The sequence below is a fragment of the Streptomyces sp. NPDC048434 genome, from assembly GCF_043200375.1.
GTDB lineage: Bacteria > Actinomycetota > Actinomycetes > Streptomycetales > Streptomycetaceae > Streptomyces.
On record NZ_JBICXQ010000003.1, the window covers coordinates 58,276 to 83,972 of the forward strand.

The following is a 25,697-nucleotide window of genomic DNA, read 5'->3' on the forward strand; positions in this document are numbered from 1 at the left end:
CCGCCGGACGCCGGGAGCGGCGATTCGCCGTGCGCCCGGGTGCCCCTCGACGGGACCCGCCAAGTCCCCTTTCCGGAACCTGTGTTGTGTGACATATTACTGACGTGCCCACGAGACACAGACAGCCCCTGGATGCTCCGGATGTGGTCATCGTCGGGGCCGGAGTGGTCGGCGCCGCCTGCGCCTACTACGCCGGCCGGTCCGGCCTCTCCGTCGCCGTCGTCGACCGCGGCCCCGTCGCGGGCGGCACCACCGGCGCCGGTGAAGGGAATCTGCTCGTCTCCGACAAGGAACCGGGGCCCGAACTCGACCTCGCGCTGCTCTCCACCCGGCTGTGGCGCGAACTCGCCGCCGAGCTCCCGCCGGAGATCGAGTACGAGACGAAGGGCGGACTGGTCGTCGCCTCCGACGAGGCCGGTATGGCCTCGCTGCGCTCGTTCCGCGCGGCGCAGGGCAGAGCGGGCGTGCAGAGCGCCTGCCTGTCCGCCGACCGGCTGCAGGACGCCGAACCGCATCTGGCACCCGGCCTCGCCGGAGGCGTCCTCTACCCGCAGGACGCCCAGGTCCAACCCGCCCTCGCCGCCGCCCATCTGCTGCGCGCCTCCGGGGCGCGGCTGTATCTGGGCGCGGAGGTCACGACCGTACTGCGGGGGCCCGGCAAGGCGGTACGGGGCGTCCGTACCCCGCAGGGCGACCTCCTCGCTCCCGCGGTCGTGAACGCCACCGGCACCTGGGCCGGCCGGCTGGCCTCGCTCGCCGGGGTGACCGTCCCCGTCCTGCCCCGTCGGGGATATGTCCTGGTCACCGAGCCACTGCCACGCGTAGTGCGACGCAAGGTCTATGCCGCGGACTATGTCGCCGATGTGGCCAGCGGGTCGGCCGCGCTGCAGACCTCCGCCGTCGTCGAGGGCACCCGGGCGGGGCCGGTCCTGATCGGCGCCAGCCGCGAACGCATCGGCTTCGACCGCACGCTCTCGGTCGAGGTGCTGCGCCGGCTCGCCGCCCAGGCGGCGGCTCTGTTCCCCGTATTGGCGGGTGTCCGGGTGATGCGCACGTACCAGGGGTTCCGGCCCTACCTCCCGGACCACCTCCCGGCGATCGGCCCCGACCCACGCCTCCCGGGCCTGCTGCACGCCTGCGGCCACGAGGGCGCGGGCATCGGCCTCGCCCCGGCCACCGGCCGGCTGATCGCGGCCGCGCTGACGGAAGCCCCCGGCCCGCTGGACGCGCGGCCGTTCCGCCCGGATCGTTTCGCCGAAGGGGCGGGGCAGGGATGAGCGGGGCCGGGTCCGCGGGGGCAGGGGCGGAGGGGGCCGAGAGGGACAGGGGCGAGGTGTACGGGGCCGGTCCTGAGCGAGCCGGGCCGGCCGGTGACGAGATCGCCACACCCGACCAGCCCTGGTTCCGGCCCCGTTGGCGCCCACGTCGCCCGCTCACCACCACAGAGAGGAGCCCGGGCATGCCCCGACGCCACCCCGCCGACCTCGTACGGGCCGAGCCAGGACCGGCGTTCGAGATCAGTTTCGACGGGCGGCCGCTGCCTGCGCTGCCCGGTCAGACCGTCGCCGCCGCACTCTGGGCGGCCGGGGTGCTCTCCTGGCGGACCACCCGGCGCGACGGGCGGCCGCGCGGCGCCTTCTGCGGAATCGGCTCCTGCTTCGACTGTCTGGCCACCGTCAACGGCCAACCCAACCAACGGGCCTGTCTGGTGCCCGTCAGGCCGGGGGACGCGATCACCACCCAGGAAGGTCACGGGCGTGCCGAACTCACCGTCTGACACCCATGACCTCGTCGTTATCGGCGCGGGGCCGGCCGGGCTCGCCGCCGCCGTCACGGCCGCCGGCTTCGGGTTGCGGGTGGCGCTCGTCGATGCGGCCGCCCGGCCCGGCGGGCAGTTCTACCGGCAGCCGGCTCCCGGACTGGGCGCCACCCGCCCCGAGGCCCTGCATCACTCCTGGCGCGCCTTCGCGCGGCGCACCGCGCGGCTGGACGAGCAGCTCGCCGCGGGCCGGGTGAGCCACTTCGCCGCGCACCACGTCTGGGCCGTCACCCGGGACACCGCGCACTGGACCGTGCACGCGGTCACCGGGCCCGACGGAGCGCAGGGCCGGGTCGAGGTGACCGCGCGGAAGGTGCTCCTCGCCACCGGCGCCCACGAGCGTCAACTGCCCTTCCCCGGCTGGACCTTGCCCGGTGTCGTCGGCGCGGGCGGCGCGCAGGCCATGCTCAAGGCGGGGCTGGTGCTGCCGGGGCGGCGGATCGTGGTCGCGGGCAGCGGGCCGCTGCTGCTCGCCGTTGCCGGATCGCTCGCCGCGGCCGGCGCCACGGTGCCGGTCGTCGCCGAGGCGAGCGGTTACGCCGGATACGCCCGCGCCCCGCGTACGTTGGCCGCCAACCCCGGCAAGCTCGCCGAAGGGGCCGCGCACGGGGCCACCCTGCTCCGGCACGGCGTACGCATCCGTTCCCGCAGCGCGATCACCGCCGTGCACGGCACCGACCGGGTCGAGGCCGTCACCCTGACCCGGCTCGACCGGGACTGGCGGCCGCTGCCGGGGACCGGACGGCGCATCCCGTGCGATGCGCTCGCCGTCGGGTACGGGCTGGTACCGCAACTGGAGCTGGCCACCACGCTGGGCTGCGCCACCCGCCGCACCCCGGACGGCACCTGGGCGCTGCTCCTCGACGACCAGCAGCGGACCACGGTCGACGGGGTCTGGGCGGCCGGTGAGGCCGGCGGCGTCGGGGGTGCGGAACTTGCCTTCGCCGAGGGCGAGTTGGCGGCCCACAGCATCGCGCAACGGGTTGCCCGCAGCGCGCTGCGGCGGCGCCGCGACCGGCTGCGCCGGTTCGCCCGGACCATGGCCGCCGCCCATGCGCCGCGCCCCGGCTGGACCGGCTGGCTGCGCGAGGACACCGACGTCTGCCGCTGTGAGGAGGTCACCGCCGGGCGGATCCGGGAAGCCGTCGCCGACCTCGGCGCCCGCGACACCCGCACCGTCAAATTGCTCACCCGGGCCGGAATGGGCTGGTGCCAGGGGCGGATGTGCGGCTCCGCGGTGGCCCGCCTCGCGGGGGAGGCCGGGCCTGCGGCCGACCGCAGACCACTCGCCTGTCCCGTCGTGCTGGGAGAACTCGCCAGAGAACAGGGTTAGTTAACCCTCGGGCGACCTTGGCAAGTCCCTGGGACACTCAGTAAAATGTCACACCTCATAGAAGGAGACTTCGTATGGTCACGCGCACCCGCCCCTGGCACGGCATCATGGTTGCCACCGCCCTCCCCTTCCGCGACGACCTCTCCGTCGACCACGACGCCTACGCCGCGCAGGTCGCCCGGCTCCTCGCCGCCGGCTGCGACGGCGTCGTCCCCAACGGCTCCCTCGGCGAGTACCAGACGCTCACCGACGACGAGCGCGCCCGGGTCCTCCGTACCGCCGTGGAAGCCGCCGGTGACGGCGACCGGGTGATGCCCGGTGTCTCCGCCTACGGCAGCGCCGCCTCGCGCCGCTGGGCCGAGCAGGCCGCCGAGGCGGGTGCCGGTTCCGTACTGCTGCTGCCGCCCAACGGCTACCGTGCCGAACCGGCCGCGGTCCGTGCCCACTTCGCCGAGGTGGCCGCGGCCGGCCTGCCCGTCGTCGCCTACAACAACCCCTTCGACACCAAGGTCGACCTCACTCCCGGCCTCCTCGCCGAGCTGTACAACGACGGCAGCATCGTCGCCGTCAAGGAGTTCAGCGGCGATGTCCGCAGGGCGTACGAGATCGCCGAAGTCGCGCCGGAGCTGGACCTGTTGATCGGCGCCGACGATGTTCTGCTCGAACTCGCCCTCGCCGGCGCCGTCGGCTGGATCGCGGGCTGCCCGAACGCACTGCCCGAGGCGTGCAGCACCCTCTACCGGTCCGCCGTCGCCGGTGACCTCGACACCGCGCTGCCCCTCTACCGCACCTTGCACCCGCTGCTGCGCTGGGACTCCAAGCCCGAGTTCGTGCAGGCGATCAAGCTCGCCATGGACCATGCCGGACACCGCGGTGGCCCGACCCGCCCGCCCCGCTCCCCGCTCACCGCCGAGCAGTCGGCCGCGGTCCGCGCCGCCACCGGGAAGCTCTTCGCCGACGGCCACCACTGAGAGGGACTCCGCATGCGCACCCGCCATGTGTTCCACGCCGTCGACTCCCACACCGAGGGCATGCCCACCCGCGTCATCACCGGCGGCGTCGGCACCATTCCCGGCGCCACCATGGCCGAGCGCCGACTGCACTTCGCCGAGCACCGCGACGCCGTCCGTACGCTCCTGATGTACGAGCCGCGCGGCCATGCCGCCATGAGCGGCGCGATACTCCAGCCGCCGACACGCCCCGACGCCGACTACGGCGTCCTGTTCATCGAGGTCTCCGGCTATCTGCCGATGTGCGGCCACGGGACGATCGGGGTGGCCACCGTCCTCGTCGAGACCGGCATGGTGGAGGTCCAAGAGCCCGTGACCAGGGTGCGGCTCGACACCCCCGCCGGACTGGTCACCGCCGAGGTGCAGGTGAGGGACGGGGCGGCCACGGCCGTCACCCTCACCAATGTGCCCGCCTTCTGCGCCGGGCTCGACCGCAAGGTCACCGTCCCGGGCTACGGCACGCTCCGCTATGACCTCGCCTATGGCGGCAACTTCTACGCGATCCTGCCGCTGGACAGCGTCGGCCTGCCCTTCGACCGGGCCCGGGCCAAGGACATCCTCGCCGCCGGACTCGCCCTCATGGACGCCGTGAACGCCGCCGAGCGGCCGGTCCACCCCGAGGACGAGAGGATCGGCGGCCTCAAGCACGTCTACTTCGCCGCGCCGGGGTCCGATGCCACCCGCTCCCGGCATGCGATGGCCATCCACCCCGGATGGTTCGACCGCTCGCCGTGCGGCACGGGTACCTCCGCACGGATGGCACAGCTGCATGCGCGCGGCGAACTACCCCTCCACCAGGACATCGTCAACGAGTCGTTCATCGGAACGGAGTTCACCGGCCGGCTGGTCGCGGAGACCACGGTCGGCTCGCTCCCGGCCGTCGTCCCCACCGTCACCGGCCGGGCCTGGGTGACCGGCACCGCGCAGTACTTCCTCGACCCGTCCGACCCGTTCCCCGCAGGTTTTCTGCTGTGAACCACGGCCGTGACACCGGCCGTCGTCCACACCAGGAATTTTGCGCAACGTGACATTGTACGCTGGCACTCCGCGTCAACTCGGAGGACCACGATGGGTGAACTCAAGCACCGCAGCCTGATCACCGCTCAGGAGCGGCTCCGCGATCAGGTCGCCCATCAGCTGCGCGCGGCCCTGATCGCGGGGGAACTGCGCCCGGGGTCGGTCTACTCGGCCCCGGGCCTCGCCGCGGACTTCGGTGTCTCCGCCACCCCGGTGCGCGAGGCGATGCTCGACCTGGCCCGTGAGGGGCTGGTCGAGCCGGTCCGCAACAAGGGTTTCCGGATCACCGAGGTGAGCGAGCGCGACCTCGACCAGTACACCGAGATCCGTGCCCTGATCGAGGTCCCGGTCGTCGGCCAGGTCACCCGCACCGCCGGCCGCGCACAGCTGGAGGCCCTCCGCCCGGCCGCCCTGGAGATCGTCACCGCCGCCCGTGCGCACGACCTCATCGGCTACCTGGAGGCCGACCGCCGCTTCCACCTCGAACTGCTCGGCCTCAGCGGCAATGACCGCCTGGTCGAGACGGTCGGCGATCTGCGCAAGCGCTCCCGTCTCTACGGCCTCACCCGTCTCGATGAGCGCAACCAGCTGCTGCCCTCCGCCGAAGAGCACGGGGAGCTGCTCGATGTGATGCTGACGGGCGATGCCGAGGCGGCCGAGTCCTGTATGGCCCGCCACCTCGGCCATGTCCGTTCGCTGTGGGCCCAGGGCCGCGACGAACCACTGGTACCGCGGCCGCAGCGCACCCTGGGCGTCCGCCAGGGCTGACCGGGCCGTCGGGTCAGGCCGACCCGGAGAGGAGTCCGTCCATCCACTCCTCCACGGCGTCGGCGGTGCGCGGCAGTGCCGATGACATCAGCCGGGCACCGTCCGCGGTGATCACCAGATCGTCCTCGATACGGACACCGATGCCGCGCAGTTCCCGAGGCATGGTCGTGTCGTCGGGCTGCAGATAGAGCCCTGGTTCGACCGTCAGGACCTGTCCCTCCGTCAGCACGCCGTCCAGGTACTGCTCCGCGCGGGCCCGGGCGCAGTCATGCACATCGAGTCCGAGCATATGGCCCGAACTGCACAGCGTGTAGCGCCGGTACAGGCCGCTGTCGGTGGCGAGCGCCTCCTCGGCCGGGATGCGCAGCACGCCCCAGCCGGCCAGGCCCTCGGCCAGGACGCCCGAACAGGCCCGGTGGAAGTCGCGGAAGCTCGCCCCCGGCTTGAGGGCGGCGATGCCCGCGTCCTGCGCGGCGAGCACCAGCTCGTACACCCGGCGCTGGACGGGGGAGAAGCGTCCGGACAGCGGCAGGGTGCGGGTGAGGTCGGCGGTGTACAGCGAGTCGGTCTCCACCCCCGCGTCCAGCAGCAGCAACTGGGCGGGATCGAGCGGCCCGTCGTTGCGGATCCAGTGGAGCACACAGGCGTGGGCGCCGGCGGCGGCGATGGTCTCGTACCCCGTGCCGTTGCCCTCGGCGCGGGCGCGCAGCTGGAAGACCCCTTCGATCCAGCGTTCGCCGCGCGGGTGGCGCAGGGCGGCGGGGAGGGACCGTACGACATCCTCGAAGCCGGTGGTGGTGTGCGCGACGGCCTGCTGTAGCTGAGCCACCTCCCAGTCGTCCTTCACGAGCCGCAACTCGCTGAGGGCCGAGGCGAGTTCGGTGTCCTGGGAGGCGTCCCGGTCGGCCCGGTGGCGGGCGAGGTCGTCCAGGTGCGCACAGCGGAGGCCGGTGAGCCGCCCGGCCTCGGCCAGATCGGGGCGGCGGCCCACCCAGAACTCGCCGTAGCGGCGGTCCCGGTAGAAGGCGCCGTCGCGGTCCCGCGGCGGCCGCGGCCGGAGGTACAGCACCGGCTCGCCGTCCGGTTCCAGCACCAGGACGTGCCCCGGCTGGTCCTCACCCGTCAGTCCGGTCAGCCAGGCGTAGGCGCTGTGCGGGCGGAAGCGGTGGTCGCAGTCGTGGGAGCGGACCTTCAACTCCCCGGCGGGGACGAGCAGTCGCTCGCCGGGGAAGCGCGCGGTGAGCCGGGCCCGGCGGCCCGCGAACCGTGCGAAGCCCGGGACGCGGGGGCCGTCGGGGAGCGGGGCGGCGGCCCACTGACCGGTCATGAAGTCGGCGAGGGCGTCCGACACCGGCAAGTCATGGCTCCCGGTGTGGAGTTGGGCGGCGCGCGAGGTCATATCGACACCTCCGGTAAAGAACGTTACCTGAAGCCTTGTCAGTGCAATTTCACATTACTATGTTACGGGTCACACCTCGTGGAGTGAAGGCCATTGCCTCAACACCCACACACAACCCCCCACCCCCTCTCGGAGGTTCAGGTGTCACACCCGCGTATGCCGCGCAGCATCCTGCTGGCCGCGACCCTCGCCACCACCCTCGCCCTGCCGGCCGTCCAGGCCGCCCAGGCGGCACCCCACACGTCGGCCACCTCCTCGCAGCGGCCCCGGGCGCAGCAGCCCGGACACCGGCCCGCCGCCCCCACCGCCAACCCCTTCGACCAGGTCCAACGCCTTGCCAGAACACCGAAGTTCGACCCCGCCCCGGCACCCGCGCCGCGCTCCCTCGTCGAGAGCGGCCGTATACCGGGCCCGCAGACCAAGCCCGTCGGCGCGCCGCACCGTCCCAGACCCGCCGCCGCCCCCTGCACCCTCGACGGCATCACCGGCCTGAGTCCCGAACAGCTCGCGGACTTCCTCGCCGACCCGGCCGTCACGGCCGACGACTGTCTGCGCAACCTCGTCTGGACGTGGGACCCCCGGCTCATCCCCGTCATGTCCGACGCCCACGTCCAGGCGGTGGCCCGTCGCATCACCGGACTTGCCGCCGCCCATGACAGCAAGAACACCAGCCATCTGTACGAGATGTTCACGTACTTGCACGCGGTGGCCTACCAGGACTTCTCCCACGACGAGATCGACACCACCGACGCCCCCACCGTCGCCGCCGTACGCGGCGCCGTCGAGGCCTTCGGCACCGCGGCCCGGACCTTCGACGTCACCCGGGCCAACGCCGACACCCTGCGCGAAGCCCTCTACGCCGCCAGCGCCCCGGGCCTGCGCCAGCATCAACTCGACCTGATCCAGAAGGTCCTGGCCACCATGGACCCGTCCCACTCCGCCACTTACAAAGACCCGGCATGGGCCAACGCCGCCCTCGCCGGCCTCTCGGTCAACTACCTGGGCGTCTACCCCGGCAACAAGGACACCGCCTTCCAGTACGCGGTCGCCACGGACCCCGGATACCGCGCCGTCTTCAAGGCCTTTGCCGGATACACCCATCTCAAGGGCACACCCAACGCCTGGGTCGTCCGCGATGCGCTCGGGGAGTACGGCCGCTTCGGCCAGATCGACTCCCTCAAGAAGGCCATCGTCACCGACCTCGGCGCCCTTCTCCCCCTCACGGTGCGCAACTTCGGCGACGGCAGCGAACCCTGGGCCAAGGTCGCGACCTGGCTCATCTCCTTCGACGCCTGCAAGCCGTACGGGGTGTGCAAGGAGGACATCGAAAAGCGGATCTTCCCGCGCACCTACTCCTACGACAATGGCGCCATCAAGGTCCGCACCGCCCTCGACCGTGCCGTCGTCGACCAGCTCTACTATGCGTCCAAGCAGGTCAGGGCCCAGTTCCACCGGGTGCTCGGGACCACCGAACCGCTGGCCGGTGACCCCAACACCACACTCACCATCGTCCTGTACGCCTCACGCGCCGGCTACGAGGTCTACCACCCGCTGCTCACCGGAATGGGCACCAACAACGGCGGCGTCTACATCGAGCAGGGCGCGACCTTCTACACCTATCAGCGGCGCGTCCCCCAGGACTCCAGCCTCACCCTTGAAGAGCTCTTCCGGCACGAGTACGTCCACTACCTCAACGGCCGCTTCGCCGTCCCCGGCTTCTTCGGCGAAGGCCCCTGGTACGAGGGCGACCGCACCACCGCCATGGACGAGGGCAGCGCCGAGTTCTTCGACGGCTCGACCCGTGACAACGGCATCGCCGTCCGCCAGTCACTCGTCCGCGACATCATCACGGACACCACGGGCGGCAAACCCCGCATGAGCGTCAACGAGTTCCTGCACGCGACGTACGACCACGACGGCTTCCGCTTCTACTCCTACGCCGGGACGTTCTTCGAGTTCCTGTGGCGCGAACACCCGGCGAAACTGCAGGAGATGTACCGGTATCTGCGCGCCGACGACCCGGCCGCGTTCGACTCCTGGCGCAACCGCATGGGCTCCGACGCAGGGCTGCAGCAGCAGTACGACGCCTTCCTCGACGCACAGATCGCCCTCGTCGACGACCTCTTCGTACCGAACACGACGTTCACGCCCAACGGTTCCCTGAAGTTCGCCACCCCCGCCGAGGTGCAGAGCGCCTTCGCCGCCGCCACCTCCAACACGCCCGTCTGCAAGGACGAGGGCGACCGGGGCAACGGCCGGTTCACCTGCAACGGCCGGATCACCGCCAACCTCGGCAACTCCGGCAACCCCGACCAGATCTTCAAGGACATGTCCGAAACCGTCGACTACTTCATCCTCGACCGCGCCGGGCCCACCGCGAACAACTTCACCGACATGAACTGCTCCTTCGGTCCCACCGACGTCTGGCCCTCGGGCCGGGAGGGCAGCGCGGACTTCCGCTGCGAGGGCCCACTGCGGCGGTGAGGCAGCCGCCCGTCCTCAGCGGGACACGGCCCGTCCGGCGGACGAGCCGTGTCCGGCACGGGTCGCCGGCTCGTCACTCCTCGGGCAGGTCGAGCCGGCGCGACGTACCGGGGGCGAGGGAGAACGAGCGGTCGCGCAGCTTTACCCGCACCGCGGCGTTCTCCGAGGCCGGTACCGCGATCCGTACCTGCTCGGCGCGGATGCGCAGATCGATGTCCCAGTGCCGCCGGAAGCGGATGCGGACCCCGAACTTCGAGAGCTCGGGCAGCGGCGCCGGGTCGAGCCACAGCGCCTGGTCGCGGGTCTCCAGACCGGTCATACCGCGCTGGACGAAGTCCAGGGTGCCGGCCATCGCGCCCAGGTGGATGCCCTCCGCGGTGGTGCCGCCCTGGACGTCCGCCACATCCCCGGTCAGCGCCTCCTCGCAGTACGTCCAGGCGTCGGGACGGTGTACACGGGCCAGGACCCAGGCGTGGACCAGGGCGCTGAGGGTGGAGCCGTGGCTGGTGCGGTGGAGGTAGTAGTCGACGGTGGCGTGCCAGAGGTCGTCGTCGAGGCGGTGGCCGAGCCGACGGAACACCGAGGCGAGCTCCGCCGGCGAGAAGAGATAGCCCAGCATCAGCACATCGGCCTGCTTGGAGGCCTGGTAGCGGTTGACGGTATCGCCCTCCGCCTCCAGGATCCGGTCCAGCCGGCGGATGTCGCCGTAGCGCTGCCGGTATCCGTGCCAGTCGAGCTCGGCGAGGTCCCCGTATCCGGCGAACTGGCTGATCACCCCGCGGTGGTAGGGCACATGGAGCCGGTGCGCGATGTCCTCCCAGCGCTCGGGCTCCTCCGGGCAGAGCTGGAGGCGTTCGCACAGCTGCCGGTGATGGGCCTCGGGGAGTGTGCGGCACAGATCGAGGGCACGCATCAGCACCCAGGCCGCCGTGACGTTGGTGTACGCGTTGTCGTCCACGCCCGGTTCGGCGGCTCCCGGATAGCCGTCGTGGTACTCGTCGGGACCGACCACCCCACGGATGCGGTACCGGCCCAGCGCGGCGTCCCAGTCCGCGGCCGATGCCCAGAAGCGGGCGATCTGCAGCAGCATCTCCGCTCCCCTGGTGTGCAGGAACTCCGTGTCGCCGCTGGCCTGTCCGTACTGCCACACGTTGTAGGCGATCGCCGATCCGACGTGGTGCTGGAGCCGGGAATGATCGGGCAGCCAGCGCCCCGAGTGCGGGTTGAGATGGAGTTGCTGGGTCTCCTCACGGCCGTCGCCGGCGCTCTGCCAGGGGTACATCGCGCCGGTGCGGCCCGCTTCCCGCGCCGCATGGCAGGCGGCGGGCAGCCGCCGGTAGCGGTAGTCGAGCAGCGACCGGGAGACCTGCGGAAGGTGCAGGTTCAAAAACGGCAGCACGAACAGCTCGTCCCAGAAGACATGCCCGCGGTACGCCTCGCCGTGCAGGCCCCTCGCCGGCACCCCGACATCCAGCTCGGCGGTGTGCGGCGAGAGGGTCTGCAGGAGATGGAAGAGGTGCAGACGCAGGATTCCGCCCGCCTCGCCGGGGACCTCCAGCTTGGCCTGCCGCCACAGATTCTCCCAGGCGCGGCGGTGCGACGCCCGCAACTGCCGGAAGTGCGGGGCCAGAACCACACAGTCCACGGCCGCATGCCGCGGGCTCTCGATCGCCGGGTCGCGGGAGGTGAACAGCGCCACGGTCTTCTCGACGACCGCGGGGGAGTCGGGGACGACGGGCAGAACCAAGGCGTGGAACGCTGCAAGTGCGGTGAGCTGCGGCATGGGCGCCCCGCCCCGGCCTGAGGAGGCGCGGGTCCGGGCGGCCAGCGCGATACGGATGTCCGAGTCGAGGGTGCGGCAGCTCAGCCACACCGTGTCCCGTCGCTCGGCACCGGTGTCCCACCCCGTCAGATGCTGGTCCGCCAGCTCGCGGTAGCGCGCGACGCCGGCATTGCGCACCGCACCGTCGATCCCGGACTCCACCTCCACCGTGCCGGCCCACCCATGGGACGTGAAGCAGGTGCGCAGCGCGGCCAGATGGGGCTCTCCCATGTGCACCAGGCGGCACTGCTCCACGCTCAGCCGCCGGCCGGCCTCGTCCTCGTAGACCGACCAGCGGGTCAGCGTGCCGTGCCGCAGGTCCAGGGTCTGCCGGTGCTCCGCCAGCTGCGGGTGGTCGGGGGAGAGCCAGGGGCCGGGCGCCGCGTCGGCGGGGCACATCCGGTAGCGCAGCGGGAGCCAGTTGGGCAGGTTGACCATGTCCTCGTTCTCGACCGGGTGGCCCGCCACGATGGAGGTGAGCCGGTTGTAGCAGCCGGCGGCGTAGGTGCCCGGGTAGTGCGCGGGCCCGGCCAGCACCTCGGACGCCGCGCCACGGGTGACGAAGTAGCCGTTGCCGAGCGCGCAGAGCGTTTCGCGCAGCCGTTCCGTGTCCGGGTCGTACCCCTCGTACGACCAGCTCCAGGGGCGCGTCATCCGCCCGCCCCGGACGTCGTAAGACCAGGTCCAGGCGCCCGTCATCCCCCCTCCCCGGACGTCAGCAGCTCGCCGGGGTCGGTCACCACCACATCGGCGCCACGGCGGCGCAGCGCGGTGGCACGGTACGGGCCGGCCGTCCGGTCCACGCCCACCACCAGGCCGAATCCGCCGCGGCGGCCGGCCTCGACACCGGCGAGGGCATCCTCCACCACGGCGGTGTCCCGGGCCGGGACACCGAGTCGCCGGGCCGCTTCCACGAAGAGCGCCGGGTCCGGTTTGCCCGGCAGGTCCATCCGGCGCGCCTCGTTGCCGTCCACCACGGCCTGGAAGAGCCCGAGCACATCGGCCGCGGACAGCAGCTCGGTGGCATGACGGGACGCGGAGACGGCGGCACACGGCACCCCCTGGTCACGCAGCACCCCCAGCAGGCGCACGGTGCCGGGCCAGGTGGTGACGGCATCGGTCCGCAGACTCGCGGTGAACAGCGCGTCCTTGCGGGCCGCGACGGCGCCGACGGTGTCCGTGCCCGGTGCGTCGTCCGGCGTGCCGAGCGGCAGATCGAGGCCCCGTGCGCGCAGGAACGCGGCCGCCCCGTCCTGCCGGGAGAGGCCGTCGACATGGCGCAGATAGTCGTCCACCGGGTCGAAGGGGCGTTGTCCGCCGACGGCCGCCAGACAAGGGTCGAAGGCGCCCTTCCAGGCCGCGGCATGCATCCGGGCGGAGTCGGTGATGACCCCGTCGGTGTCGAAGACCACGGCCCGCAGTGAGTGCAGGCAAGCGGCCAGGGACGGCGCGCCGCTCATGGTGACGGTTCCGTTCGTCGGTGTGTCCCTTCCATGGCACCACGGCTGTGCACCATGGGCGCGCCGCACGCCGTCTCCCGCTCGGGTGGGTGCCGCCGGGCCCGACGGCCTCGGCACGACCTGGCCGCCCCCCGCGTCGCTTCACGCCGCCCGTTGCCCCCACCGGGGGTCTTCCGCCGCCCACTCCCGCTCCCACTGGGCGTAGCGCCGGCGGTCCAGGAGGGCGCGGCCGGTGCGTTCGGCGCCGAGCAGCAGCAGAGCGGTCGAGCTCGCCGCCACGGTGCCGATCGCGATGCTCTCGCCCCTCGCCTGGGTGGGCGTGACGGGATCGCGTATCAGCGCCCCGCGGCCGTCGAGCCGGGCAGAGGTACGGTCACCGGCCCGCAGGCCCGGCGCCACTGCGGTCTCGCCCGTACGGACCGCGCCATCGGCAGCCGTCCAGCGCACCGTTGCGTGCACCCGTGTCACGGCGCCGCCCGAGACGTCCACGCCGACACGGGTCGGAGGGTCCTCGGTCAGAACGGCCGCGACGGAGTGGGCGCCGGCCTGTCCGGCACCGGTATCCACCGTGCCGGCGGCCGCCAACCCCGCGGCCGGCGCGGACACCGCGATCAGCACGCCGGTGACCAGCACCATCCAGGCCTGGGCCACATCCGACCGCCGCCGGAGCGGATTGCGCCGCCACGGCCAGAGGATCTTGCTGCGAGCCCTTGCGACCTGGCTTCCGTCGTTGCTCACGATGCCTCCGCGGTGTGCCCCGCACCGTGGCGGGCCACACCTCCACGGTAGTCGCGCTGAGAGTCCGGGGCGCTCCCGGCGGAGCGCCCCCAAAGCGCCGAGAGGATCCGGTCGGCCCATGGCCGGTGGCCATCCGTCCCCTGCGCGCACCGGACCGTGGTGCGACGGTGGCAGTACGGCCTCTTCGCCGAGGAGCGAAAGGAAGTGGGGGCGATGGAGCATCCGCTGACTGTCGGAACCGACGGATCGGATGCCGCGTTCCGGTCGCTGGACTGGGCGGTGGACGAGGCGGCACGCCACGGACTCCCGCTGCGGATCGTCCATGCCTCCCGGTGGGAGCGCTACGAGGGAACGTCACAGGCGCAGGGCCCGGATCGTCCCAGTGAGCAGGTGCTGGCGGAGAACATCGTGGAGTCGGCCGCCGCACACGCCCGACGCCGTCACCCGGACGTCAAGGTCTCGGCGGAGGTGCTGGCCGACGACGCGGTCACCGTCCTGCTCAACGAGGCCCTCCATGCATCGGCGCTGGTCCTGGGGTCGCGGGGACGCGGGGAGATCACCGGCCTGCTGCTGGGGTCGGTCAGTCTGACGGTTGCCGCCCGCGCCCGGTGCCCGGTGATCGTGGTACGCGGTGACGCGGGCGGACTCGCGGGCACCCATGCGCGCATCCTCCTCGGCGTCGCCGACCCGGCCGGCGAAATGGCGGCCGTCCGCTTCGCCTTCCGCGAGGCCGAGGTCCGCCGTTGCACGCTGGAGGCGGTCTGCGCCTGGCGCCACCCCGCACACGAGACGCCCGACGCCCCGCCGCTCCCCGCGGAGGCCCACCGCTACCACGAACAGCAGGCATCTGCGCTGCTGGACGACGCTCTGGCACAGGCGGCCGACGCGCATCCGGCGGTGCGGGTGCACCGCGCCATGGTCGAGGGACCGGCCCACAAGGTCCTGGTGCAACGCGCCGCCGCCGCGGATCTGCTGGTGGTCGGAGCACAGCGCCGACAGGGACACTTCGGTCTGCAGCCCGGCCGGGTGGCGCACACCGCGCTCTGCCACGCCGCCTGCCCCGTGGCGGTCGTGCCGCAGCACGCCTGAGCCGGCGCCGCAGCCCTGCGCCTACTTCTCCAGCCCGGCCGCATGATCGGGAACGTAAGTCTGCAGATCCCGGGGCGGCCGCTGATAGCCGGTGGCCGGAGGCCGCGGCGGCAGGGTGAGCTCCGGCGGGGTGATGGCACGGTAGGGCACCGTCGACAGCAGATGGGCGATCATGTTCAGCCGGGCCCGGCGTTTGTCGTCGCTCTCGACGACGTACCACGGTGCCTCCGCGATGTCGGTATGGACGAACATCTCGTCCTTGGCCCGCGAGTACTCCTCCCAGCGGGTCAGGGATTCCAGATCCATGGGGGAGAGCTTCCAGCGCCGCGTCGGGTCCTCCAGCCGGCGCCGGAACCGCCGCTCCTGCATCTCGTCGCTCACCGAGAACCAGTACTTGCGCAGCAGGATCCCGTCCTCCACGAGCATCCGCTCGAAGACCGGGCACTGACGCAGAAACCGCTGGTGCTCGGCCGGTGTGCAGAAGCCCATGACCCGCTCGACACCGGCCCGGTTGTACCAACTGCGGTCGAAGAGCACCATCTCGCTCGCCGCGGGAAGGTGCTCCGTGTAGCGCTGGAAGTACCACTGGGTGCGCTCCCGCTCGGTGGGCCGGGGCAGCGCCACGATCCGCGCCACCCGGGGGTTGAGGTACTGGGTGGCGCGCTTGATCGTGCCTCCCTTGCCGGCCGCGTCACGCCCCTCGAAGACGACGACCAGCCGGGCACCCTCGGTACGCACCCACTCCTGGAGCTTCACCAGCTCCGTCTGCAGCCGGTACAGCTCCCGCTCGTACCGCGACCGCGACAGCTTCCCGGGGCCCTTGCCGCCCTGCTTGTCCGCCATACGACGACGGTACGGAGAAAAGCCCCCGGCGGCTCAGGCGTGCGAGCCGAACGGGGCCAGGACCTCGCGCTCGACCTGCCGCCGGACGTGCTCGGTCAGGGCGGAGAGCCGCTTCGAGACCTTCGCCCGCACGGCCTGCGGCGACCGGGTGTACCGGGCCGTCGCGGGCAGCTCCGCGACATCGGCCGCGACCCGCTCCCGGGCGTCCTCCACACGGCCGCGCGGTGCGCTGCGCTCGCCCCCGCGCATCAGGGTTTCCAGCAGCGGTGTACTGCCCGGGGGAACCGGCTCGTCGGCCAGGCCGATCACATCGTGGCACCCGGGCCGGCGGAAGACCTGCTTGCGGCCCGGTGCGGTTGCCTTCGCCACCGACAGCTTCATCACGGGGTGGCCGTCGTACGCGACGAGCTTGTACGCCGAATCCAGCGAGGGCGCGTCGGCGCTCACCCCGACGCTGGTGCCCACGGCGTACCCGTCGATCGGCGCTCCCGCCCGCGCCAGATCGTGCACGGCGAATTCGTCCAGCCCGCCGCTGGCGACGATGCGGACCTGCGGCAGTCCCGCGTTGTCCAGGATCGTGCGGGCCCGGAAGGCCAGTTCCGCGAGGTCACCGCTGTCCAGCCGGATGGCCGACCCGTCACCGCGCCCCAGCGCGTTCAGCACCCGGGCCGCCGCCGCGACGCCGGATTCGGTGGCGTAGGTGTCCACCAGAAAAGTCACCGGTCCCGGATGGCAGAGCGCGAACGCGGTGAACGCCGCCTCCTCGTCCCCGAACGCCTCGATGTACGAGTGCGCCATCGTGCCGACCGTCGCCAGATCCTCGGCGTGCGCCGCCGCCACATTGCTGGTGCCCGCGAAACCGGTCATGGCACCCAGCCGGGCCACCTGGTGGGCGGCAGCGGTTCCATGGGTGCGCCGCAGCGAGAAGTCCACGACGGAGCGTCCCCGTGCGGCGAGCACGCATCGGACGCACTTGGACGCGATGGTCGTCTGATGGGTGAGGTGATTGAGCACATACGACTCCACGAACTGTGCCTGCGGCAGCGGAGCGGTGAGCTCCAGCAACGGTTCGTCGGCCAGCACGACCCGCCCCTCCGGCACGGCCCGGACCTCCCCGGTGAAGCGCATCCCCAGCAGCGGAGCCAGATCCCTTGCCGGCCGTTGCAGCGCCTCCGCGAACACCTCGACATCATCGCGTCCGACGGCGAAGTCGGAGAGGAAGTCGAGGACGGTCTCGGCCCCGGCGGCGATCAGGAACCCCCGGTCCGGCGGCAGGGCCCGTACGAAGCAGCTGAATGTCGCCGGTTGCGTCATGCCCTCGTGCAGATATGAGAGGGCCATGGTCGCTTCATACAGGTCGGTGAGCGTCGCATCCGACATGGCCGACTCCTTCCACGGAGCGCCGTGCCATCGGTCGGCCGGGACGGCGCCCGCACCGGACTCACGCCATCGCGCTCGCCCAGCCGTAGGAGGCGCGATGCTCATGCCGGGGCGGCCCGGCACCGACGCCTTCGAGATCAAGATCTGCCACCCGCTGCAACTGCCCGGCGAGGTCCCTCATCGCACGCCCGGCCGCGATCTCGTCCCCGATCTCCGGTACATCCGGGTCCTCGGGGCTGCAGCGGGCCGTGCCGCGCCCGGTGAGGGTGGTGGTTCCGGTCCGGAGCACCACGCGTGCCTTGGTCGTTCCGTCCTCCTCGAAGAGGTACAGACGGACGGGCCACTCGACTGTCGTTGCCATGGTTACCTCTGCCTTCTACCGGGGTCGTCGCCTCAGGCCGCGAACGGGGCCGTCACGCCCTCGGCAGCCGGTCCCCGCCGGTATGAGCCCTCACCGTCATCATCCGCCTTCTGCCGCGGGGCGTCATGGCGCCGGCCACCGGCCGTCTCAGCCCGTGGACGCCCGCCGTCTCGCGGTCATGCGTGCGGCACCACTGCCACCGGACACGGAGCGTGGTGGACGACCGCCTGGACGACATGGCCGATACGAGGTGTCGGCAGCCGGTGCCGGTGCCGCCGGCCGACGATGAGCAGCCCCGCGTCCGCGGCGCTGTGCAACAGGGCCGGCGCCGGACTCTCCATCACCACACGCTCGTCCACGTGCAGGTCCGGATACTTCTCCCGCCACGGGTGCAGGACCGCGGCCAGCTCCTGCCGTGCGTCCTGCGCGGCCTCCTCGGCGGCGATCGGCTCCACGCCACCGCCCCGGTTGTACGCGTACGAGGGCAGGTGCCTGCCGTGTACGGCACGCAGAGTGACGGCCCGCCGCGCGGCGGTGTCGAAGGCGAAGGCGAGCAGCGCCTCGCACGGTCCGTGCAGGCCCAGCCCCACCATCACCTCCCCGTCCTGCTCGACCGCCGCGGCGTCCTGCCGGGCGCGGACCAGAGCCGTGGGGCACTCGGTGTGCGCCACCAGCTTCAGACCGAGCTCGCCGAGGGCGAAGCGGGACACCGGACCCAGGTCCTGTGAGCCCAGGACCAGCAGGTCCGACTGTCCCGCGGCTTCCTGCAGGGCCTCCAGCGGGTCTTTGGACACCAGAACCGGGTCCACCGGGAGGTCGGGGAAGCGGGTGCGCACTGCGGCGACGGCCTCGTCCATCATCCGATGGGGCCAGTAGTTCTGATCCCCTTCCTCAAGGGGGTGGGGCACCGGCTCCGGCGCGAGCAGCACCCAGGCATGCAACAGCCGCAGGCGCGCATGGCGCAGCCGTGCTTCCTGTGCCGCCCACTGGATCGCCGACAGGGACTCGGGCGTACCGTCCACACCGGCGGTGATGACATCCTTCATGGCCTCGCTCCGTTCCTGGCGCGCTCGGCGCATTCGCGCCCATACCTCCAGGGTGCTCGACCTCGCCCGCTCCGGCATGAGCCACTCGGCCCCTGGGCCGTGTCTTTCGGTTCAGCGTGGGCCCGCGACGCTGGGCCCGGCCCGGTCAGTGGGTGCCGTGCCCGGTGCCGCCGGGCACGGTGTGCGTCCCCGGGCTGTCGGGCGGAGTGCCGCCCATCGTGCGGAGCATGGCCCGGCCCCCGGTGCGCAGGAAACGGTGGACCAGCGCGGCGGCGAGGAGGAGGAAGGCGATGTTGAGCCAGGTGGTGTAGTTCCAGGAGACCCCGGACATGGGGATCCGTGCGTCGGCCTGACGGGGGATCAGCCCCAGTCCGCCGAAGACGAATTCGACCGCATAGCCCGCGACGACGACGGCCGCGTAGAACGTGACCAGCAGGAACAGGGCCATCCTGGCTCCGTAGTACTTCCGGTAGATGTTCAGGATCGGCAGGATCAGCAGATCGGCGAAGATGAAGGCGACCACCCCGCCGAAGCTGATCCCGCCCTTCCACAGGACCACCGCCAGCGGCACATTGCCGATGGAGCAGACGAACGAGGCGATCGCCACCAGCGGTCCGATCAGCGGCCCCCACAGCTTCGCCGCCAGCGGGTGCCCGTCGAAGAAGAAGGCCCGCCAGAAGCTGTCGGGGACCCAGGCGGCGATGGCCCCGGCGATCAGCAGGCCGAGCACCAGATCCTTGATGATCGCGGCCCATTCCATGACGAAGACGCGCGAGGTCGCGGTGTAGCCCTCGATGGAGAACAGCCGCCGTGCGAAGGACCCCTCGCGGTGCACGGACATGTCCATCGCGGCATGCCCCTCCATGGAGCCGGGCAGACCCCGTTCGGCCTGCTCACGGGCCTCCCGCAGCAGCTTGTCACGCAGGCAGAGGCGGAACAGCACGGCCAGGACGACGATCATGACCGGTCCGCCGATGAACTCGGCGGCCGTGAACTGCCACCCCATCAACAGGGCTAGAATGACGCCGAGTTCGACCACCAGGTTCGTGGAGGCGATCTCGAACGCCATGGCGGCCGTGAAGTCCGCACCCTTGCGGAACAGCGACCGGGCCAGCGCGACCGCGGCGTACGAGCAGGACGAGGACGCGGCACCCAGCGCGGCGGCCAGCGACAGGGTGCGGGGACGGTCGTCGCCGAGCAGGCTGACCACGGTGGATTTGCGCACCACGGCCTGGACGACCGCGGACAGCGCGAAGCCCAGGATCAGCGCCCAGGTGATCTCCCAGGTCATGGATCCAGCGATGGACAGTGCGTGCAGGATCGGGTGCATCGGCTGAGGTGTTCCTTGGCGTACCGCGGCCCAAACTCCCGCTCGCCCGGCAGCGCGTTCAGACCCGCCCGTGCGCCTTCTGCGCCCGTCTCGACAGCGAGTCGATGACCACGGCGATGAGCAGCACACCACCCGTGATCATGAACTGCACGGCGGTCCGGATGCCCATGAGGGCCACCCCCGAGGCGATCGACTGGATGACCAGGACACCGAGCAGGGCCGACCAGGTCCGGCCCCGCCCGCCGAACAGGCTGGTGCCACCGATGACCGCGGCGGCGATGGCATCCATCAGCAGCAGGCCCGCCCCCGACGTCTGACTGGCCGAGGTGACGCGCGAGGCCAGGAACAGACCGCCGATCGCGGCCATCGTCCCGGAGACCATGAAGACCGAGATGCGGACCAGGTCGACATTGAGACCGGTGCGGCGGGAGGCCTCGACGCTGCCGCCGATCGCGAAGATCATGCGTCCGTAGCGCGTGCGACGCAGCACGTAGTCGAGGCCGACGAGCATGATGAGGAAGATCAACAGGGCCAGCGGGAGTCCCAGGAAGAGGTTGAGCACGGTGGCCGCGGCCATGGCGATCACCGCCAGCACGCCCGTGCGCAGGAGGATCTCGCTCAGCGGCCGGGTGGGCACGCCGGCGGCCCTGCGCCGCCGCGCGTCGTGGTACGAGGCGAGGAAGTAGCCGGCGGTGCCGAGCGCCGCCAGGCCGTACGCGGCGGCCACATTGTTGAAGTAGTAGCTGGTCAGCATCGCGAGCAGGCCCTTGTCGTCGATGTTGATGGTGCCGTTGGCGCCCAGGATGTAGAGCATCAGGCCGTTCCAGCCCAGCAGGCCCGCAAGGGTGACCACGAACGCCGGTACCCCGACCTTGGCGAAGAAGAACCCCTGAACGGCTCCGATCACCGTGCCGCCGAGCACCGCGACCAGCAGCGCGAGCCCCTCCGGCACGCCGTGGCTCACGCTCAGCACCGCGAAGGCGGCCGCCGCCAGGCCGCTCACCGAGCCGACCGAGAGGTCGATCTCGCCGAGCAGCAGAACGAAGACGACGCCGATCGCGATCATGCCGGTGCCGACGATGTCCACGGCCAGATTGGACAGGTTGCGCGGCGAGAGGAAGTTCTCGTTGAGGCTCTCGAAAATGACCCACACCACGACCAGGCCGAGGGCGACCGGAACCGAGCCGAGCTCGCCGCTGTGGAACCTCCGCCGGAGCATGTCGAGGGGGTTCTGCGCCCCGAAATCGGGCGCGAGACGGCGCCGGTCGGCAGCGGTCACCGCCCCACCGGCGCCGCCCTCCCCACCGGACGGTTTGTGCTTCCTGAGCGCCCAGGTCCGGCTCACGACTGCGCCTCCCATCCCGGCGCCTTGCGGCGTGTCACGGCGTTGTCCGTGGCCCCGGTGATCGAGGAGATGATCTGTTCGTGGGACGTGGTCGTCACATCGAAGAACCCGTTGTTCCGGCCGAGCCGCAGTACGGCGACCCAGTCCGCGACAGCCTTGATGTCGCCCATGTTGTGGCTGATGAGGAGGATGCCGAGCCCGCGTTCGCGGAGCTGGTCGACGAGGTCGAGGACCTGGGCGGTCTGTTCGATGCCCAGGGCGGCGGTGGGCTCGTCGAGGAGCACGAGCCGGGGTTCGCCCAGGAGCGAGCGGGAGATCGCGACGGTCTGGCGCTGACCGCCGGAGAGCGAGGCGACCGGGAGCCGTACGTCGGGCATCCGGATGGCGAGCATGTCGAGCAGGTCCAGGGTGAGGCGCTCCATCTCCACCTCGTCCAGGACGCCGGTCCGGTGGATCTCGCGGCCGAGAAAGAGATTGCCGACCACGTCGAGGTTGTCGCACAGCGCGAGGTCCTGGTAGACGGTGGCGATTCCCAGGTCCTGGGCTTCGTGGGGCCGGGTGATCTGGACGGGCCGACCCTCCCACTCGACCACGCCTTCATCGGCGGAGTCGACCCCGGCGACCACCTTGATCAGCGTGGACTTGCCGGCGCCGTTGTCGCCCACGAGAGCGACGACCTGACCGGCGCGTACCTCCAGTTCGACATCCGCCAGGGCCTGGACGGCGCCGTATCGCTTGGAGATTCCGCGCAGCGCCAGCAGGGGCGGCGCCGGCACCGGTCGCCGGAGAGCTGGGCTGGAATCCATGGATACCTGCCTTACCTGGTGAGCCCCGCCTTCTGGCAGGCGGACGCGAACTTGGGGGTGCAGATCTGATCGATCGTGTACATACCGTCCTTGATCACGGTGCCCTTGATGCGGTGCACGGTCACGGAGATCGGGGTGAGCAGCACGGCCGGGATGCCACGGTTGGTGGGGCTGTTGACCGTGTGCGTCGTGATGCCGTCGAGCTTCTTGCCGCGCCCCAGCGCGACGGCCATGGCGGCGGCGGTGCCGGCCTCGGGCGCGAAGGGCTTGTAGACGGTCATGTACTGATCGCCCGTCACGATGCGTTGAATGGCGGCGAGTTCGGCATCCTGGCCGGTGACGGGAGGCAACGGATCGACTTTCGCGGCCCGCAGGGCGGAGATGACGCCGGCCGCCAGCCCGTCATTGGCGGAGTAGACGCCGTCGATGTGCTCGGCGCCGAGGGCGGAGATGGCGGCGGACATGTTGGAGTTGGCGTTCTCCGGTCGCCATTCGGCGGTCTCGTAGGCCTTCCCGATCTTCACCTTGCCCTGCAGCGCCTCGAGCGCGCCCTGCTTGAACCAGGCGGAGTTGGGGTCCGTCGAAGCGCCGTTCATCATGACGATCTGGGCGCCGTGCGCCTTGTCGCCGAGCGCCTGGAGAAGTGCCTCGCCCTGCAGCCGGCCGACCTTCTCGCCGTCGAAGGAGACATAGGACGAGACCGGTCCCTCCACGAGGCGGTCGTAGGCGACGACCGGGATTCCTGCCGCTCGCGCGCTGTCGACCGGTGAGCGGAGCGATTTGGAATCGACGGCATCCAGGATCAGCACCCGGACCCGTTTGGTGATCATCGCGTCCATCTGCTGCTGCTGGGTGGCCACATCGTGCTCCGCACTGACGACCTCCACCGTGCATTCGGCGCACAGCTGATGGATCTTCTTCTCGATCAGCGGCTTGTCGAAGTGGTAGAGGCGCGAGGTGTTGTCCGGGAGCAGCACACCGATCTTCAGGGCACCGCCGGAGGCAGGCCCGCTCGGCTCGTGCACCCCGCCGGCCTTCCCGCAGGCGGCCGGCCCGGCCACCATGCACAGCCCGGCCAGGATGACGGCGGCTCCACGCAGACGAGTGTTCACCTCACGGGACCTCCTCACCGTTCCGTCGGCCGTCCGCGGCGGCCGCTGCCTCCGCGATGCCGAGCTGTTCGCCCGGATCCAGCGCGATCTCGCTCCACACCTGTTTGCCGCCGCTGAGCGGCACCGAGCCCCAGGACGCCGACACCGCTTCGACGAGCAGCAGCCCACGGCCGCCGGTCGACTCCCAGTCCACGCTCGTCGGCTTGACCGGTGCGCGGGGCGAAGCATCGTTCACCGCGATCCGCAGCCGGTCCGCGGCCAGGGTCAGATCCAGCCGCACCTCGCCCTGTGTATGCGCAATGGCGTTGGTGACCAGCTCGGACACCACCAGCAGTGCCACGTCCAGCTCCTCGGTCACGTTCCAGGAACGCAGCTTGCGCGCGGTGAAGCGGCGGGCGTGCATCACGGCGTCGGGGAGCCGCCACACCGCCCAGCGCACCCGGGTCGGGCGGACGCGCATCCCGTCGTAGCGCAGGACCAGCACCGCCACATCGTCGTCGCGCCGCTTCGACTCCCCGAGCAGTGTGTCGGCCAGCTGCCCGGCATCGGCCGGGTCGGCCGCGGCCAGCAGCTCGCGCACCCGGCGGATGCCGTCGTCCAGGTGGAGCGTGGCCGATTCGGCCAGGCCGTCCGTGAGCAGCACGAGCACGGTGCCGGGGGTCAGGCCCACCTCGGTCAGCGGGAACTCACCTTCCACGGCCACCCCCAGCGGAGGCCCGCCCTCGACCGACAGTTCCTCTGTCGTGCCGTCGGGGAACCGCAGCAACGGCGGCAGATGTCCGGCCCGGACGAACCAGGCGATGCCCTCCTCCATGTCCAGGTCCACATAGCAGCAGGTCGCGAACAGATCGGTCTCCATGCCGAGGAGCAGCCGGTTGGCATGGGAGAACACCACATCGGGCGGGTGGCCCTCGATCGCGTAGGCCCGGATGGCGGTGCGCATCTGGCCCATGATCGTGGCGGCGCCGGCGCTGTGGCCCTCCACATCACCGATGACGAGCGCGAGATGGCCGTCGGACAGCGGGATGACGTCGTACCAGTCGCCGCCCACTTCGAGGCCCATCGTGGCGGGCAGATAGCGGGCGACGGCCACTCCGCCGGGCAGCGACGGCAGCTTGCGGGGCAGCAGGCTGCGCTGGAGCATGGTGGCGAGCTCATGCCCGGCGTCCAGCGCATGGGCGCGGACGAGGGCCTGGCCCACCAGACCCGCGGTCGCGGTCAGCAGGGACCGCTCCTCCGGCCCGAACGCGTGCTCCTCCTCCCATCCGACCAGGCACACCCCGACGATCCGGCCGTCGGCCGGCAGCGGCAGGACGGCGAGACCGCCGGGCCCGATGCCCGCCAGGTCGGATTCGAGAGCGTGTCCCGGCGGCCACAGGGCCACATGGCCGCCCCGCAGCACGCTCTCCAGCGTGGGCATCGAATGACATGACGCATCGGGCCACTCGGTCCGCCACTCGGACCGCCAGGCGGCGGGCCAGGCATCGGGTTCCGGCGGGTCGAGGACGGACACAACGAACCGGTCGGCCTCCAGCTCGGCCACCGCCACCCGACCGGCCCCCAGCGGCATCCGCAGGGCGCCGACCACCACCTGGCTCACTTCGCGGATGGTCGTGGCGCCGGCCAGCGCGGCGGACAGCTGCTGCACGATGGAGACCTCGTCCGCGCTCGGGCGCAGATAGGAGGCGTCGGCGACCACGCCCAGCATGCGCTCCGGGGCGCCGTCGGCGTCGACCAGCACCCGGCAGCGCAGGCTCAGCCAGCGAAGCTCGCCGTTGGGCCGGCGGATACGGATCGACAGCTGCTGGCCGGCGGAGGGCAGCCGGCTCGGCTCCACGATCGACATCAGCGCGGGAACGTCGTCCGGCGCCGTGCGCGCCAGCAGCGTCTCCACCCGCCGGTCGAATTCCTCCGGAGCGATCCCGAACAGCTCCAGTACCTGGGCGTCCGCGTCGATCCGTCCGGTGCTGAGCATCAGGGTGAACGCGCCGCCCCGGAGAGTGTCCAGCCCCGGTCCCAGCAGCGAACGCCGTTCCGTCCTGGCCATGACCCGGGCGGCGACGGCCTCCAGTCCCGCGGATACCTGGTCGGCGTGCAGTTCCAGCAGATGGCGGCGGTCGGCGTCGAAGGCGTCCGGGGCCTTGTCCATGACCACCAGGCACCCCAGCCGCTTGGCCTCCCCGCCCAGCGGCAGCACGCCCAGCGAGACATCGGACGGCAGCGTCCCGGCGCCTTCCCACGGCTCCGCAGCAGGACTGCCCGGGGGACCGCTGACGCCGTACTGCGCCAGCTCCGCCGGGCTCAGCCACAGGGCGAGGCCGGTGCGGAAGCACGCGGCGACCGGAGAGTTGCCGGACAGCCGGAACCTCGTCGGCAGCCCGTAGGGAGTACCGGAGCCGCCGACCATCTCGGCCAGCTGAAGATCGCCGCCCCCCTCGGCGGGCACATAGACGGCGGTCAGCTCAGCCCCGGTAGACCCAAGGACCCGTGCGGTCACTGCCTGCACCGCCTCCGTACGCCGGAAGCCGTCGTCGT

The 25,697-nt window shown here is 71.6% G+C and carries 21 protein-coding genes; 8 read left to right on the top strand and 13 right to left on the bottom strand.

All coding sequences use genetic code 11. From position 1 onward, the window contains the following. Positions 1 to 104 precede the first annotated feature (104 nt). From ACGFWI_RS04530 to ACGFWI_RS04555, 6 genes are all read left to right on the top strand, one after another. Positions 105 to 1,277, top strand: coding sequence for an NAD(P)/FAD-dependent oxidoreductase (locus tag ACGFWI_RS04530; RefSeq protein ID WP_393904419.1), 1,173 nt, complete (start codon positions 105 to 107; stop codon positions 1,275 to 1,277). A gap of 182 nt (positions 1,278 to 1,459) precedes the next feature. Next, positions 1,460 to 1,777, top strand: coding sequence for a (2Fe-2S)-binding protein (locus tag ACGFWI_RS04535; protein ID WP_393904420.1), 318 nt, complete (start codon positions 1,460 to 1,462; stop codon positions 1,775 to 1,777). Beyond that, the gene (locus tag ACGFWI_RS04540; protein WP_393904421.1) at positions 1,758 to 3,152 is read left to right on the top strand and encodes an NAD(P)/FAD-dependent oxidoreductase; all 1,395 of its coding nucleotides are present in this window, start codon (positions 1,758 to 1,760) and stop codon (positions 3,150 to 3,152) included. Before ACGFWI_RS04535 ends, ACGFWI_RS04540 begins: the two co-directional genes overlap by 20 nt. Before the next feature lie 74 nt (positions 3,153 to 3,226). Further along, positions 3,227 to 4,123, top strand: a complete 897-nt coding sequence (locus ACGFWI_RS04545) for a dihydrodipicolinate synthase family protein (RefSeq protein ID WP_393904422.1) — start codon at positions 3,227 to 3,229, stop codon at positions 4,121 to 4,123. A 12-nt stretch (positions 4,124 to 4,135) separates the two neighbouring features. After that, positions 4,136 to 5,137, top strand: a complete 1,002-nt coding sequence (locus ACGFWI_RS04550) for a proline racemase family protein (RefSeq protein WP_393904423.1) — start codon at positions 4,136 to 4,138, stop codon at positions 5,135 to 5,137. Between the two features lie 93 nt (positions 5,138 to 5,230). Continuing rightward, complete coding sequence (locus ACGFWI_RS04555; RefSeq protein WP_393904424.1) at positions 5,231 to 5,947, top strand: GntR family transcriptional regulator; 717 nt, start codon at positions 5,231 to 5,233, stop codon at positions 5,945 to 5,947. A gap of 13 nt (positions 5,948 to 5,960) precedes the next feature. Here the strand turns inward: ACGFWI_RS04555 and ACGFWI_RS04560 are convergent, their stop codons facing one another. Continuing rightward, positions 5,961 to 7,346, bottom strand: a complete 1,386-nt coding sequence (locus tag ACGFWI_RS04560) for an aminopeptidase P family protein (RefSeq protein WP_393904425.1) — start codon at positions 7,344 to 7,346, stop codon at positions 5,961 to 5,963. A 156-nt stretch (positions 7,347 to 7,502) separates the two neighbouring features. On the opposite strand from ACGFWI_RS04560, the gene ACGFWI_RS04565 reads away from it, so the two are divergent. Then, positions 7,503 to 9,830, top strand: a complete 2,328-nt coding sequence (locus tag ACGFWI_RS04565; protein ID WP_393904426.1) for a collagenase — start codon at positions 7,503 to 7,505, stop codon at positions 9,828 to 9,830. A 73-nt stretch (positions 9,831 to 9,903) separates the two neighbouring features. On the opposite strand, the gene ACGFWI_RS04570 is transcribed toward ACGFWI_RS04565, so the two are convergent. From ACGFWI_RS04570 to ACGFWI_RS04580, 3 genes are all read right to left on the bottom strand, one after another. Beyond that, complete coding sequence (locus ACGFWI_RS04570; RefSeq protein ID WP_393904652.1) at positions 9,904 to 12,306, bottom strand: glycoside hydrolase family 65 protein; 2,403 nt, start codon at positions 12,304 to 12,306, stop codon at positions 9,904 to 9,906. Positions 12,307 to 12,347: 41 nt separating this feature from the next. Beyond that, the gene (locus ACGFWI_RS04575; protein WP_393904427.1) at positions 12,348 to 13,112 is read right to left on the bottom strand and encodes an HAD family hydrolase; all 765 of its coding nucleotides are present in this window, start codon (positions 13,110 to 13,112) and stop codon (positions 12,348 to 12,350) included. 141 nt (positions 13,113 to 13,253) lie between these two features. Continuing rightward, the gene (locus ACGFWI_RS04580) at positions 13,254 to 13,850 is read right to left on the bottom strand and encodes a hypothetical protein (RefSeq protein ID WP_393904428.1); all 597 of its coding nucleotides are present in this window, start codon (positions 13,848 to 13,850) and stop codon (positions 13,254 to 13,256) included. Positions 13,851 to 14,063: 213 nt separating this feature from the next. On the opposite strand from ACGFWI_RS04580, the gene ACGFWI_RS04585 reads away from it, so the two are divergent. After that, entirely contained in the window at positions 14,064 to 14,939 is an 876-nt protein-coding gene (locus ACGFWI_RS04585) for a universal stress protein (RefSeq protein WP_393904429.1), read from the top strand. Between the two features lie 21 nt (positions 14,940 to 14,960). Here ACGFWI_RS04585 and ppk2 read toward each other — a convergent pair whose 3' ends face one another. The 9 genes from ppk2 to ACGFWI_RS04630 all read right to left on the bottom strand — a co-directional run bounded on the left by ppk2 (position 14,961) and on the right by ACGFWI_RS04630 (position 25,569). Further along, the gene (ppk2, locus tag ACGFWI_RS04590) at positions 14,961 to 15,782 is read right to left on the bottom strand and encodes a polyphosphate kinase 2 (protein WP_393904430.1); all 822 of its coding nucleotides are present in this window, start codon (positions 15,780 to 15,782) and stop codon (positions 14,961 to 14,963) included. Positions 15,783 to 15,815: 33 nt separating this feature from the next. Then, on the bottom strand, positions 15,816 to 17,162 hold the full coding sequence (locus tag ACGFWI_RS04595; RefSeq protein WP_393904431.1) for a nicotinate phosphoribosyltransferase: 1,347 nt from the start codon (positions 17,160 to 17,162) through the stop codon (positions 15,816 to 15,818). Between the two features lie 61 nt (positions 17,163 to 17,223). Next, complete coding sequence (locus ACGFWI_RS04600; protein ID WP_393904432.1) at positions 17,224 to 17,523, bottom strand: dsRBD fold-containing protein; 300 nt, start codon at positions 17,521 to 17,523, stop codon at positions 17,224 to 17,226. Positions 17,524 to 17,699: 176 nt separating this feature from the next. Next, on the bottom strand, positions 17,700 to 18,569 hold the full coding sequence (locus tag ACGFWI_RS04605; RefSeq protein WP_393904433.1) for a universal stress protein: 870 nt from the start codon (positions 18,567 to 18,569) through the stop codon (positions 17,700 to 17,702). A 145-nt stretch (positions 18,570 to 18,714) separates the two neighbouring features. After that, positions 18,715 to 19,899 (bottom strand): permease, encoded by a 1,185-nt coding sequence (locus tag ACGFWI_RS04610; protein WP_393904434.1) that lies wholly within the window; start codon positions 19,897 to 19,899, stop codon positions 18,715 to 18,717. A 58-nt stretch (positions 19,900 to 19,957) separates the two neighbouring features. Then, a complete protein-coding gene (locus ACGFWI_RS04615) occupies positions 19,958 to 21,259 on the bottom strand; it encodes a sugar ABC transporter permease (protein WP_393904435.1) in 1,302 nt (433 codons plus the stop codon). Next, the gene (locus tag ACGFWI_RS04620; protein ID WP_393904436.1) at positions 21,241 to 22,050 is read right to left on the bottom strand and encodes an ATP-binding cassette domain-containing protein; all 810 of its coding nucleotides are present in this window, start codon (positions 22,048 to 22,050) and stop codon (positions 21,241 to 21,243) included. The genes ACGFWI_RS04615 and ACGFWI_RS04620 overlap by 19 nt, the downstream gene beginning before the upstream one ends. Positions 22,051 to 22,061: 11 nt before the next feature. Then, positions 22,062 to 23,162 carry a sugar ABC transporter substrate-binding protein gene (locus ACGFWI_RS04625; protein WP_393904437.1) on the bottom strand — a complete coding sequence of 367 codons (1,101 nt, stop codon included), beginning with the start codon at positions 23,160 to 23,162 and terminating at the stop codon, positions 22,062 to 22,064. Position 23,163: 1 nt separating this feature from the next. Next, positions 23,164 to 25,569, bottom strand: a complete 2,406-nt coding sequence (locus ACGFWI_RS04630; protein ID WP_393904653.1) for a SpoIIE family protein phosphatase — start codon at positions 25,567 to 25,569, stop codon at positions 23,164 to 23,166. Positions 25,570 to 25,697 lie beyond the last annotated feature (128 nt).